This window comes from Pseudomonas sp. FG6, from assembly GCF_057809015.1.
In genome coordinates, this window is sequence record NZ_JBMDJD010000002.1 from 200,598 (window position 1) to 212,750 (window position 12,153).

General features: G+C 62.2%; 11 protein-coding genes. 8 read left to right on the plus strand and 3 right to left on the minus strand.

The features are described from left to right. Window positions 1-57: 57 nt before the first annotated feature. The 4 genes from ACODSJ_RS02205 to ACODSJ_RS02220 all read left to right on the plus strand — a co-directional run bounded on the left by ACODSJ_RS02205 (window position 58) and on the right by ACODSJ_RS02220 (window position 4,359). Window positions 58-1,452, plus strand: coding sequence for an FAD-binding oxidoreductase (locus ACODSJ_RS02205; protein ID WP_489100168.1), 1,395 nt, complete (start codon window positions 58-60; stop codon window positions 1,450-1,452). A 41-nt stretch (window positions 1,453-1,493) separates the two neighbouring features. Further along, entirely contained in the window at window positions 1,494-2,159 is a 666-nt protein-coding gene (locus tag ACODSJ_RS02210) for a fumarylacetoacetate hydrolase family protein (protein ID WP_489100169.1), read from the plus strand. Between the two features lie 233 nt (window positions 2,160-2,392). Continuing rightward, window positions 2,393-3,325 (plus strand): SdiA-regulated domain-containing protein, encoded by a 933-nt coding sequence (locus ACODSJ_RS02215; RefSeq protein ID WP_489100170.1) that lies wholly within the window; start codon window positions 2,393-2,395, stop codon window positions 3,323-3,325. A gap of 119 nt (window positions 3,326-3,444) precedes the next feature. Further along, complete coding sequence (locus ACODSJ_RS02220) at window positions 3,445-4,359, plus strand: SdiA-regulated domain-containing protein (RefSeq protein WP_489100171.1); 915 nt, start codon at window positions 3,445-3,447, stop codon at window positions 4,357-4,359. A gap of 75 nt (window positions 4,360-4,434) precedes the next feature. Here the strand turns inward: ACODSJ_RS02220 and rpiA are convergent, their stop codons facing one another. Then, entirely contained in the window at window positions 4,435-5,109 is a 675-nt protein-coding gene (gene rpiA, locus ACODSJ_RS02225; protein ID WP_047226818.1) for a ribose-5-phosphate isomerase RpiA, read from the minus strand. A 302-nt stretch (window positions 5,110-5,411) separates the two neighbouring features. On the opposite strand from rpiA, the gene ilvA reads away from it, so the two are divergent. Together ilvA and ACODSJ_RS02235 are read left to right on the plus strand one after the other, a co-directional pair. Next, complete coding sequence (gene ilvA / locus ACODSJ_RS02230) at window positions 5,412-6,926, plus strand: threonine ammonia-lyase, biosynthetic (protein ID WP_489100172.1); 1,515 nt, start codon at window positions 5,412-5,414, stop codon at window positions 6,924-6,926. A 45-nt stretch (window positions 6,927-6,971) separates the two neighbouring features. After that, window positions 6,972-7,397, plus strand: coding sequence for a DUF2269 family protein (locus ACODSJ_RS02235; RefSeq protein ID WP_489100173.1), 426 nt, complete (start codon window positions 6,972-6,974; stop codon window positions 7,395-7,397). Window positions 7,398-7,518: 121 nt separating this feature from the next. Here the strand turns inward: ACODSJ_RS02235 and ACODSJ_RS02240 are convergent, their stop codons facing one another. Continuing rightward, entirely contained in the window at window positions 7,519-8,175 is a 657-nt protein-coding gene (locus tag ACODSJ_RS02240) for a histidinol-phosphatase (RefSeq protein ID WP_489100174.1), read from the minus strand. 143 nt (window positions 8,176-8,318) lie between these two features. On the opposite strand from ACODSJ_RS02240, the gene ACODSJ_RS02245 reads away from it, so the two are divergent. Together ACODSJ_RS02245 and ptsP are read left to right on the plus strand one after the other, a co-directional pair. After that, complete coding sequence (locus ACODSJ_RS02245; protein WP_003186867.1) at window positions 8,319-8,798, plus strand: RNA pyrophosphohydrolase; 480 nt, start codon at window positions 8,319-8,321, stop codon at window positions 8,796-8,798. A gap of 22 nt (window positions 8,799-8,820) precedes the next feature. After that, on the plus strand, window positions 8,821-11,100 hold the full coding sequence (ptsP, locus tag ACODSJ_RS02250; RefSeq protein ID WP_489100175.1) for a phosphoenolpyruvate--protein phosphotransferase: 2,280 nt from the start codon (window positions 8,821-8,823) through the stop codon (window positions 11,098-11,100). 115 nt (window positions 11,101-11,215) lie between these two features. On the opposite strand, the gene ACODSJ_RS02255 is transcribed toward ptsP, so the two are convergent. Then, entirely contained in the window at window positions 11,216-11,962 is a 747-nt protein-coding gene (locus tag ACODSJ_RS02255) for an NRDE family protein (RefSeq protein ID WP_489100176.1), read from the minus strand. Window positions 11,963-12,153: the final 191 nt, after the last annotated feature.

Below are 12,153 nucleotides of genomic sequence, written 5' to 3' on the forward strand. Positions count from 1 at the left end.
CATTCTGCGACGTGAAGCGTCTTCAGGGTGACCATGAATTGTGCGAGAGTTCTGTCGATGACCCACCCTGTCCTGATAGAAGAGCTGAAATCCCTGGTCGAACCTGGCAAGGTCCTGACCGATGCGGACTCCCTGAACGCTTATGGCAAGGATTGGACCAAGCACTTCGCCCCGGCACCGACAGCCATCGTCTTTCCAAAAACCATCGAGCAAGTCCAGGCCATCGTGCGCTGGGCCAACGCGCACAAGGTTGCGCTGGTGCCGTCGGGCGGGCGCACCGGCCTTTCCGCCGCTGCCGTGGCGGCCAACGGCGAAGTGGTCGTGTCGTTCGACTACATGAACCAGATCCTCGATGTGAACCTCACCGACCGTACGGCGGTGTGCCAGCCCGGCGTGGTCACCGAACAACTGCAAAACAAGGCCGAGGAACATGGCCTGTACTACCCGGTCGACTTCGCCTCGGCAGGTTCCAGCCAGATTGGTGGCAATATCGGCACCAATGCCGGCGGGATCAAGGTCATTCGCTATGGCATGACCCGTAACTGGGTGGCTGGCATGAAGGTCGTCACCGGCAAGGGCGACCTGCTGGAACTGAACAAGGACCTGATCAAGAACGCCACCGGCTACGACCTGCGCCAGTTGTTCATCGGCGCCGAAGGCACCCTGGGCTTCGTGGTCGAGGCCACCATGCGCCTGGACCGCGCCCCGAAAAACCTCACCGCGATGGTGCTCGGCACGCCGGACTTCGACTCGATCATGCCGGTATTGCACGCTTTCCAGGGCAAGCTGGACCTGACCGCCTTCGAATTCTTCTCCGACAAGGCCCTGGCCAAGGTCCTGGGACGCGGTGACGTACCTGCACCGTTCGACACCGAGTGCCCGTTCTACGCACTGCTGGAATTCGAAGCCACCACCGAGGAAGTCGCCAACCACGCCCTGGAAACCTTCGAACACTGCGTGGAGCAAGGCTGGGTGCTCGACGGCGTGATGAGCCAGAGCGAAACCCAGTTGCACAACCTCTGGAAGCTGCGCGAGTACATCTCCGAAACCATTTCCCACTGGACGCCGTACAAGAACGACATCTCGGTCACGGTGTCGAAGGTGCCGGCCTTCTTGCGGGAAATCGACGCGATCGTCGGCGAACACTATCCGGATTTCGAAATTGTCTGGTTCGGCCATATCGGCGACGGCAACCTGCACCTGAACATCCTCAAGCCGGAAAACCTGAGCAAGGATGAGTTCTTCGCCAAGTGCGCTACCGTGAACAAATGGGTCTTTGAAACCGTCGAGAAGTACAACGGTTCGATTTCCGCCGAACACGGCGTGGGCATGACCAAGCGCGACTATCTGACTTATAGTCGCTCGCCAGTGGAGATCGAATACATGAAAGCGGTGAAGGCCGTGTTCGATCCGAACGGCATCATGAACCCGGGCAAGATTTTCGCGGCTTGACGCAAAAAAATGCCTGATGAACCCAGAAGCAGGAGTCGGTAATGAGCTATCAGCACCAATATGTCGACGGTACCCGTATTCATTTCCCGGTAGGGAAATTGGTGTGCATTGGCCGTAACTACGCCGAACATGCAAAGGAACTGGATAACCCGGTGCCCACCGAGCCACTGTTGTTCATCAAGCCGGGCAGTTGCGTGGTGCCACTGGAAGGTGGCTTCAGCATCCCGACCGAACGAGGCTCGGTGCACTACGAGGCAGAAATCGCCGTGCTGATCGGCAAACCCTTGTCGACCCGGCCGAGCGCCGAAGAAGTCCTGGACGCCATTTCCGGCTTCGCCCCGGCCCTGGACCTGACCCTGCGGGACAAGCAAGCCGAGCTCAAGGCCAAGGGCCTGCCTTGGGAAATCGCCAAGTCGTTCGACGGCGCAGCGGTACTCGCACCGTTCGTCTCCAGCAGCACTTTTGCCGACCTGACCGACATTCCCGTACGCCTGACCATCAACGGTGAAGTGCGCCAGGACGGCAACAGCAGCCTGATGCTCAACCCCATCGTCCCGATGATCCAGCACATGGCCGGCTGCTTTTCGCTGCAGGCCGGCGACGTGATCCTCACCGGCACCCCGGCAGGCGTGGGGCCGTTGAACGTGGGCGACGAGCTGGTGCTGGAACTGCCTGGGGCAAGCAGCTTCAAGAGCAGCGTTCGTTAACTGCAGAGTCCACACCCTCCCTTGTGGGAGCGAGCCTGCTCGCGATTGCGGTCTATCCGACTCATTAGGGTTGGCTGACACACCGCCATCGCGAGCAGGCTCGCTCCCACAGTGGATTCATGGTGCCCGCCCCACCATTTACTGTTTTTTCACACGCCATCCGGATAATTCCGGGCTTTGCGGTATCTGAACCTGCCAGTCCCCTAGCCGAATTTCCTGGAACGCATCGCCCAATGGACAAAACCCAGACCCTATCGCCTGCCAAACCCACCCGCCGCCCGCGCTTCGCCCTGCCCTGGTACACCTGGTTACTGCTGGTGGCGGCTGCGGCCTACGGCCTGGCATTTGCGATGCATTGGGATAACCGGGGCGCGCTCTGGGTATCGGAACAATTCGAAACCCCGGCCCAGCGCCAGGCAAGCGTCTGGCTGCCGGATTACCACGCCGTGATCGACGCCAAGCCGCTGCCCGGCATGGAGAAGGACGAAGCGTCCGACGTGACCTACAACCCGCAGACCAAGACGCTGTTCGCCGTCATGGGCAAGAACCCGTTCCTGACCGAACTGACCCTGCAGGGTGACGTGCTGCGCAAGATGCCGCTGGTGGGCTGGAGCAACCCCGAAGGCGTGGCCTCCATGAACAACGGCCTGCTGGCGATTACCGACGAACGTGATCACACACTGTCGATCGTCCAGGTAGATGCCAACACCCGCGAACTGAATCGCGCGGACTTCCCCCTCTACGATCTCGGACCCTCGAAGAACCAGAACAAGGGCTTCGAAGCCATCGCCTGGGACCCGCGCAATCAGCAACTGATACTTGGCGAGGAACGCCCGCCAGCCCTGTTCACTTGGAAAAGCGACGGCAGCCAGTCGCTCACGGGCAACAAACAGCCCCACACCAGCGATGAGCTCCAGATGCGCAACCTCTCGGCCGCGGCGATCGACCCGCGCACCGGTCATACGCTGGCCCTTTCAGCCGACTCGCACCTGTTGCTGGAGCTGGACGAAAAAGGCAAACAGGTCAGTTTCATGGCGTTGCTGGGGGGCTTCAACGGTCTCAAGGACACGATTCCCCGCGCCGAAGGCATCGCCGCCGACGAGGCCGGCAACCTCTACATGGTCAGCGAGCCAAACCTGTTCTATCGTTTCGAAAAACAACGCTAACGGCATTACCCTGTAGGATTATTCTCCCTTCGTTGTAGGGTGTGGCACACAGCCATTAAGCTTCAGTTCAGGCGGTCGTGGTATTTCCCACCGCCTGATCCTATCCGAGCCCACCCCACATGCGTCGACTCGCCCACCTCAAACCCTTGATCCTCTTGTTGACCACAACCGCGTTGATCGCCCTGATCGCCGCGGGACAGCACCTGCGCTTGTTCGAACGCGCCTGGTTCAACCTCGGCACCCTGTGGAAACCCACCCACGAACAAGCCATCGCCCTGGACCAATTCCGGGTCGCGGTCGAGGCACAGGTGATCGACGGCCTGGACGACGACGTGTCGGCGCTGACGTTCGATCCGGTACGCCAGAGCCTGTTCACCGTCACCAACAAGAATGCCGAATTGATCGAGCTGTCGCTGGACGGCAAAGTCCTGCGGCGTATCGCGCTGATTGGCTTCGGCGATCCCGAGGCGGTGGAATTCATCAGCGAAGACATTTATGTCATCTCCGACGAAAGCCAGCAGCGGCTGATCAAGGTTCGCCTGGAAGACGACACCCGCTTCCTCGACGCGGCCGATGCCGAGCAGATGTCCCTCGGCGTGCACATGACCCGCAACAAGGGTTTCGAAGGGTTGGCCTACGATTCGGTGGGCAAGCGGCTGTTCGTGGCCAAGGAGCGCGACCCGATGCTGATCTATGAAGTGCATGGGTTTCCCCACCACAACCCAGAAAAGTCCTACGCGGTCCATGTCATCAACAATCCCCAGCGTGACGCCGGGCTGTTCGTGCGCGATCTCTCAAGCCTGCAATACGACGAGCGCAGCGGCCATTTGCTGGCGCTGTCCGAGGAGTCGCGGTTGATTATCGAGCTGGATATCGACGGCCGGCCGTTGAGCACCTTGTCACTGAGCAAGGGCCGTCACGGCCTGCAGCAAACCGTGCCCCAGGCTGAAGGCCTGGCCATGGACGATGACGGCAACCTGTATCTGGTGAGCGAGCCGAATCTGTTCTACGTCTTCAAGAAGCCGCAGCCTTGATCGGCTGATCCTGCCCCATCACACCCCAATGTGGGAGCGGGCTTGAGTCCAGCTCAATAATCACTTGGCTTCGGCTTACTCCGCCCGCAGGGTCTTGACCCCTTCAGGCGTCCCGAGCAGAAGCACGTCCGCCGGGCGGGCTGCGAACAGGCCGTTGGTGACCACGCCGACGATGGCGTTGATCTGGCTTTCCAGCTCCACCGGGTTGGTGATCTGCAGGTTGTGCACATCGAGGATGATGTTGCCGTTATCGGTCAGCACGCCTTCGCGATACACCGGATCGCCGCCCAGCTTCACCAACTGGCGGGCCACGTGGCTGCGCGCCATCGGGATGACCTCTACCGGCAACGGGAATGCGCCGAGCACCGGCACCAGTTTGCTGGCGTCGGCGATGCAGATGAAGGTCTTGGCCACGGCCGCGACGATTTTCTCGCGGGTCAGGGCCGCGCCACCGCCCTTGATCAGGTTCAGGTGGGCGTCGCTTTCGTCGGCGCCGTCGATGTAGAACTCCAGATCGCTCACGGTGTTGAGTTCATACACCGGAATCCCGTGGCCCTTGAGGCGCGCGGCGGTGGCTTCGGAGCTGGCGACCGCACCGTCGAACGCGCCCTTGTGCTGTGCCAGCGCGTCGATGAAGCAATTGGCCGTGGAGCCAGTGCCCACCCCGACAATGCTCTTGTCATCCAGTTTCGGGAGGATGAGGTCGACAGCAGCCTGGGCCACGGCCTGTTTGAGTTGATCCTGGGTCATGCGGGCTCCGAAGGTGCCGAGTGGGAACGAAAAGCCGGCATTATAGGCGCCGAAAGGGTCTTGGTCATTGCCTGATTGGCACCGATCCAGCGTGGCGAGGGAGCTTGCTCCCGCTGGACCGCGAAGCGGTCCCCCATTGATATACAGCAGCGATCAATCGCGCCTGCTTCGCAGTCGAGCGGGAGCAAGCGCCCTCGCCACGGGGATTTCTGCGCTCGAAGTGCCTTAATTCGTGTGGTCGCCCGGCCAAAAGCCGGGTTAGACTCCTTGGCCCTGCCCAACCCGCTCAGTGATGCTTTCCGATGCTCGAACAGTACGTCAAGAAGATCCTCACCTCGCGCGTCTACGACGTTGCCGTAGAAACCCCACTGCAGAGGGCTCGCCAGCTCTCCGAACGGCTGGGCAACAGCATTTGGCTCAAGCGCGAGGACCTGCAACCGGTGTTCTCGTTCAAGATTCGCGGGGCCTACAACAAGCTGACCCAGCTCAGCGACGAAGAGCGCGCACGCGGCGTGGTCACGGCTTCAGCGGGCAATCACGCCCAGGGCCTGGCCCTGGCGGCCAAGGTGCTGGGCGTCAAGGCCACCATCGTGATGCCCAAGACCACCCCGGAAATCAAGGTCGAAGGCGTGCGCTCGCGAGGCGGCAAAGTGGTGCTGCACGGCGATTCGTTCCCCGAAGCCCTGGCCTATTCGCTCAAACTGGTCGACGAAAAGGGCTACGTCTACATCCACCCTTATGACGATCCCCACACCATTGCCGGGCAGGGCACGGTGGCGATGGAGATCCTGCGCCAGCACCCGGGTCGCCTGGATGCGATCTTCGTCCCGGTGGGCGGTGGCGGATTGATCGCAGGGATCGCGGCCTACGTGAAATACCTGCGCCCGGACATCAAGGTCATCGGCGTCGAGCCGGATGACTCCAATTGCCTGCAAGCGGCCATGGCCGCCGGCGAGCGTGTGGTGCTGCCAACCGTGGGGCTGTTCGCCGACGGCGTCGCCGTGGCCCAGATCGGCCAGCACACCTTCGATATCTGCAAGCACCATGTGGATGAAGTGATCACCGTCAGCACCGACGAGATCTGCGCCGCCATCAAGGATATCTACGACGATACCCGCTCGATCACCGAACCTGCCGGCGCATTGGGCGTAGCGGGAATCAAGAAGTACGTCGAGTCGCGCGGCGTCAGCGGCCAGACCCTGGTGGCCATCGACTCCGGCGCCAACGTCAACTTCGACCGCCTGCGCCATGTCGCCGAACGCGCCGAGCTGGGCGAGGGTCGCGAAGCGATCATCGCGGTGACCATTCCCGAGAAGCCGGGCAGCTTCAAGGCGTTCTGCGAAGCCATCGGCAAGCGCCAGATCACCGAATTCAACTATCGCTACAACACCGGCAGCGAAGCGCACATTTTCGTCGGCGTGCAGACGCACCCGGAAAACGACCCGCGCGGCAAGCTGATCGCCAGCCTGACGGAACAAGGTTTCCCAGTACTCGACCTCACCGACAACGAACTGGCCAAGCTGCACATCCGTCACATGGTCGGCGGGCATGCGGCCCACGTCATCGACGAAGTGGTGCTGCGCTTCGAATTCCCGGAGCGCCCGGGCGCGTTGTTCAACTTCCTCAACAAGCTGGGCGGACGCTGGAATATCTCGATGTTCCACTACCGCAACCACGGTGCGGCGGATGGCCGTGTGGTCGCCGGCCTGCAAGTGCCCCACGAGGAACGTCACCTGGTGCCGGCCGCCCTGGAGCAAATCGGCTATCCGTACTGGGACGAGAGCGACAACCCGGCGTATCAGCTGTTCCTGGGTTGAGAAAGCCGGGCTAGGCTGTGAGCAGGACTTGAGGAAAATCCAACAATGGAAACATTGACTGCATTGAAGATCGCTCACGTCATCGCCACCGTACTGCTGCTGGCGGGTGCCCTGGGGCTGGCCATCTGGGTCTGGCGCACGCGCCGCAACGGCGATGCCACGGCGGCCGCACGCACGCTGCAACGTCCGCGACTGTTCATCTGGCTGGCGATGATCCTGGCACTGGCGAGCCTGCCCTTCACGGGCTGGTGGATGGTGCATCAGGTTGGCTGGCCGCTGGGGCAGACCTGGCTGCTGGCTTCCAGCGTGCTCTACACCCTGGCGGCGCTGACGGGGTTCTGGCTGGTGGTGCGATTGAACAAATTGCGCAAGACGCCGGGAGGCAGCGGGAAATTCAGCTTTGCCCTGGCCCTGTTCAGTGTTGTCTGCTTTATCGCCATTGCGGGGTTGATGGGGGCCAAGCCGGTTTAAAACACAGTCTGTGGGAGCAAGGCTTGCCCGCGATTGGCTTTACGCGATGCGAAGGTACGTATGCCAATCGCGAGCAAGCTTTGCTCCCACAGCCAATCGCGGGCAAGCCTTGCTCCCACAGTCAATTGCGCAACGAAATCACCGGCCAACCCCGCTTCTGGGCCTCGGCTTTAAGATTCGGATCCGGATCCACCGCCACCGGATGCGTCACCACTTCCAACAACGCCAGATCGTTCATCGAGTCGCTATAGAAATAGCTGCCGTCGAGGGAATGGCCGGTCTCTTCCAACCAGCGATTCAACCGGTGCACCTTGCCCTCACGGAAACACGGGATGTCGGTGCTGCGCCCACTGTAGCGCCCATCGATCATTTCGCATTCGGTGGCGATCAGGGTCTCGACCCCCAGGCGCTCGGCAATCGGCCCGGTGACGAAGCGGTTGGTGGCGGTGATGATCACCAGTTTGTCCCCGGCATCGCGGTGCTTTTCCAGCAGCTCGATGGCCTGGGGCAGCACGATCGGTTCGATGCAATCGCGCATGTAGTCCAGATGCCACTGTGCCAGCACTTCCATCTCGGTACGGCCGAGGATTTCCAGGCAGAAATTCAGATACTCGGCGTTGTCGAGCTTGCCGGCCAGGTAATCCTGGTAGAACTCGTCGTTGCGCGCCTTGTAGGTCACCGCGTCGAGGAACCCGCGCTCGCACAAGTAATCGCCCCACGCGTGGTCGCTGTCGCCGCCCAGCAAGGTGTTGTCCAAGTCGAATAAAGCCAGCCGCATTGCAGTTACTCGCTGAAATTTCTGAAGAAAGGCGTCCAGAATACGGACTTTTCACAAGAGTGCACATAAGCTAGGCGGGCGCGTTGCTGCTTTCACAACCTTTGTGGAACAATGCGGCGACATGCGTTTGCGAGGTTGTTGCCGTGATCGACCCCGATGGTTTCCGCCCCAATGTGGGGATCATTCTCACGAATGATGCAGGGCAGGTGCTATGGGCTCGCCGTATCAATCAAGACGCCTGGCAGTTTCCTCAAGGCGGGATCAACCCCCAGGAGACGCCGGAAGAGGCCTTGTACCGCGAGTTGAACGAAGAAGTGGGGCTGGAGCGAGAAGATGTCGAAATACTCGCCTGCACCCGCGGCTGGTTGCGCTATCGTTTGCCGCAACGCCTGGTCAGGACGCACAGCCAGCCGCTGTGCATCGGCCAGAAGCAGAAATGGTTTCTCCTGCGCCTGATCTCCAACGAGCAGCGGGTGCGGATGGATTTGACCGGTAAACCGGAGTTCGATGGCTGGCGCTGGGTCAGCTATTGGTATCCGTTGGGCCAGGTGGTGACATTCAAGCGCGAGGTGTACCGGCGCGCCCTCAAAGAGCTTGCCCCGCGCCTGCTGACGCGCGACTGACGACGGAGTTCGACCCCGAGCCATGCTCAATACGCTGCGCAAGATCGTCCAGGAAGTTAACTCCGCCAAGGATCTCAAGGCGGCGTTGGGGATTATTGTATTGCGCGTCAAAGAGGCCATGGGCAGCCAGGTCTGCTCGGTCTACCTGCTGGACCCCGAGACCAACCGTTTCGTGCTGATGGCCACCGAGGGCTTGAACAAGCGCTCGATCGGCAAGGTCAGCATGGCCCCCAATGAAGGTCTGGTCGGCCTGGTCGGCACGCGCGAAGAACCCCTGAACCTCGAAAACGCCGCGGATCACCCGCGCTATCGCTACTTCGCCGAAACCGGGGAAGAACGCTACGCCTCGTTCCTCGGCGCACCGATCATCCACCACCGCCGCGTCGTCGGCGTGTTGGTCATCCAGCAAAAAGAACGCCGCCAGTTCGACGAAGGTGAAGAAGCCTTCCTTGTGACCATGAGCGCGCAACTGGCCGGGGTTATCGCCCATGCCGAGGCCACTGGCTCGATCAGCGGCCTGGGGCGCCAGGGCAAGGGCATCCAGGAAGCCAAGTTCGTTGGCGTGCCGGGTTCGCCGGGCGCGGCCGTGGGCACGGCGGTGGTCATGTTGCCACCCGCCGACCTCGACGTCGTGCCGGACAAGACCATCACCGACATCGATGCCGAGCTGGGCCTGTTCAAGACCGCCATCGAAGGCGTGCGGGCCGACATGCGCGCCCTGTCGGCCAAGCTGGCGACGCAACTGCGCCCTGAAGAGCGCGCGCTGTTCGACGTCTACCTGATGATGCTCGACGACGCCTCCCTCGGCAGCGAAGTGACCACGGTCATCAAGACCGGCCAATGGGCCCAGGGCGCACTGCGCCAAGTGGTGAGCGACCACGTCAACCGTTTCGAACTGATGGACGACGCCTACCTGCGCGAACGCGCATCCGACGTCAAGGACCTCGGTCGCCGGCTGCTGGCCTACTTGCAGCAGGAACGCCAGCAGACCCTGGTCTATCCCGACAACACCATCCTGGTCAGCGAAGAGCTGACCCCGGCCATGCTCGGCGAAGTGCCCGAAGGCAAGCTGGCGGGGCTGGTCTCGGTACTGGGTTCGGGCAACTCCCACGTTGCGATCCTGGCCCGGGCCATGGGCATCCCGACGGTGATGGGCCTGGTGGACCTGCCGTACTCCAAGGTCGATGGCATCGAGATGATCGTCGACGGCTATCACGGCGAGGTCTACACCAACCCCAGCGACGTGCTGCGCAAGCAGTTTGCCGATGTGGTCGAGGAAGAAAAGCAACTGTCCCTGGGCCTGGATGCGCTGCGCGACCTGCCGTGCGTCACGCTCGACGGCCACCGCATGCCGCTGTGGGTCAACACCGGCCTGCTGGCCGACGTGGCCCGGGCGCAGAAGCGCGGCGCCGAGGGCGTCGGGCTGTACCGCACCGAAGTGCCGTTCATGATCAACCAGCGCTTCCCCAGCGAGAAGGAACAGCTGGCGATCTACCGCGAGCAACTGGCCGCGTTCCATCCGCAACCGGTGACCATGCGCAGCCTGGACATCGGCGGCGACAAAGCCTTGTCCTACTTCCCGATCAAGGAAGAAAACCCGTTCCTGGGTTGGCGCGGCATTCGTGTAACGCTCGATCACCCGGAGATCTTCCTGGTCCAGGCCCGCGCCATGCTCAAGGCCAGCGAAGGCCTGAACAACCTGCGCATCCTGTTGCCGATGATTTCCGGCACCCATGAGCTGGAAGAAGCCCTGCACCTGATCCACCGCGCCTGGGGCGAAGTGCGCGACGAAGGCACCGACGTGCCGATGCCGCCAGTGGGCGTGATGATCGAGATTCCGGCGGCGGTGTACCAGACCAAGGAACTGGCGCGGCAGGTGGACTTCCTGTCGGTCGGCTCCAACGACCTGACCCAGTACCTGCTGGCCGTGGACCGCAACAACCCACGGGTGGCCGACCTGTACGACTACCTGCACCCAGCCGTGCTGCAAGCCCTGCAAACCGTGGTCCGCGACGCCCATGCCGAAGGCAAGCCGGTGAGCATCTGCGGCGAAATGGCCGGCGACCCGGCAGCGGCGGTGCTGTTGATGGCGATGGGCTTCGACAGCCTGTCGATGAACGCCACCAACCTGCCGAAAGTGAAGTGGATGCTGCGCCAGATCAACCTCAGCAAGGCCCAGGAGCTGCTGGCCGAAGTGATGACCATCGACAACCCGCAGGTGATCCACAGCTCTTTGCAACTGGCGCTGAAGAACCTTGGGTTGGCGCGGATGATCAATCCGGCTTCGAGCAAGACCCTCTAGGCATTTGTGGCGAGGGAGCTTGCTCCCGCTGGCGGGCCAAGCCCGCCCAAAAGCTTTGGGGCTACTTCGTAGCCCAGCGGGAGCAAGCTCCCTCGCCACAAGTTATCCCCAACATTCAAATGTGTAGCTCCACCTCCCCCAAATGCCCCCCATGGGGCCCGAAACTGCGCTCGACCATGTGTCGCGTCCCATCGGCATGGACAATCAGCGCGGTGCTGGCCCGCGTTCCATAGGCGGGGCTGGCAATGAACACACTCGACAACAACGTCTCGGTCGCGAGCCCTACCCCTGTGTCGGGCAATTCGGCCACCGGTGCGGGTTGCGGGTCGTTCAGCAGTGCCAGCAACGCCTCGGGGCGGGGATCGTCCAGCACCGCGCCGAGCGCCGCCCGCGCCCTGAGCAACTTGGGCCAGGGCGTGTTCAACCCTGCGTTCGACACCCCATAGAGCCCCTCGGCCAGCCGTTGCGGCCGGGCATCGCGGGCGTTGTGGTGCCACAGCTCGGTGCCGTCGCCCAGCAGCAGATTGAACCCGCCGTACTCGCCGGCACGCGGGACCACCTCGCTCAAGTAGTCGGCAATGGAAAGATTCCCGGCCAAGAACCGCGCCACCAGTTCGCCTCGCGACTTGAACGCCGGCAACTGGCCCGGGTCACGAATGTTGGTCAGCGCCGCGAAGCGCCCCTCGGCGCCGATGCCGAGCCAGCTGCCACCGGCCTCCAGGTCGCGTCCGGCATGGACATGGGGCGCGTCAGGCCACTGCGCCAAGGGCAAGGTCGGCCGGGCGTAGAACTCGTCGCGGTTGGCCGCCACGATCAGCGGCTGGGCATGGCCGGGGCGCCAGGCGAATACGATCAGGCACATCAGGTTGTCCTGTTAAAAGAATTAAGCCGGACGCAGCCTTTGTGGCGAGGGAGCTTGCTCCCGCTGGGCTACGCAGTAGCCCCAAATCCAAGGACACGACTCATCAGCCCGGTCATCCGGACTTTTTTTGGGAGCGCTTCGCGCTCCAGCGGGAGCAAGCTCCCTCGCCACAACAGTGATTCGCCACAAAA

Excerpts from the sequence above, each read along its gene's own strand:
- rpiA (WP_047226818.1), bottom strand. The coding sequence starts at position 5,109 with ATGACCCAGGATCAACTCAAACAGGCCGTGGCCCAGGCTGCTGTCGAC.
- ACODSJ_RS02220 (WP_489100171.1), top strand. The coding sequence starts at position 3,445 with ATGCGTCGACTCGCCCACCTCAAACCCTTGATCCTCTTGTTGACCACA.
- ACODSJ_RS02210 (WP_489100169.1), top strand. The coding sequence starts at position 1,494 with ATGAGCTATCAGCACCAATATGTCGACGGTACCCGTATTCATTTCCCG.
- ACODSJ_RS02235 (WP_489100173.1), top strand. The coding sequence starts at position 6,972 with ATGGAAACATTGACTGCATTGAAGATCGCTCACGTCATCGCCACCGTA.
- ACODSJ_RS02205 (WP_489100168.1), top strand. The coding sequence starts at position 58 with ATGACCCACCCTGTCCTGATAGAAGAGCTGAAATCCCTGGTCGAACCT.
- ACODSJ_RS02240 (WP_489100174.1), bottom strand. The coding sequence starts at position 8,175 with ATGCGGCTGGCTTTATTCGACTTGGACAACACCTTGCTGGGCGGCGAC.
- ilvA (WP_489100172.1), top strand. The coding sequence starts at position 5,412 with ATGCTCGAACAGTACGTCAAGAAGATCCTCACCTCGCGCGTCTACGAC.
- ptsP (WP_489100175.1), top strand. The coding sequence starts at position 8,821 with ATGCTCAATACGCTGCGCAAGATCGTCCAGGAAGTTAACTCCGCCAAG.
- ACODSJ_RS02215 (WP_489100170.1), top strand. The coding sequence starts at position 2,393 with ATGGACAAAACCCAGACCCTATCGCCTGCCAAACCCACCCGCCGCCCG.
- ACODSJ_RS02255 (WP_489100176.1), bottom strand. The coding sequence starts at position 11,962 with ATGTGCCTGATCGTATTCGCCTGGCGCCCCGGCCATGCCCAGCCGCTG.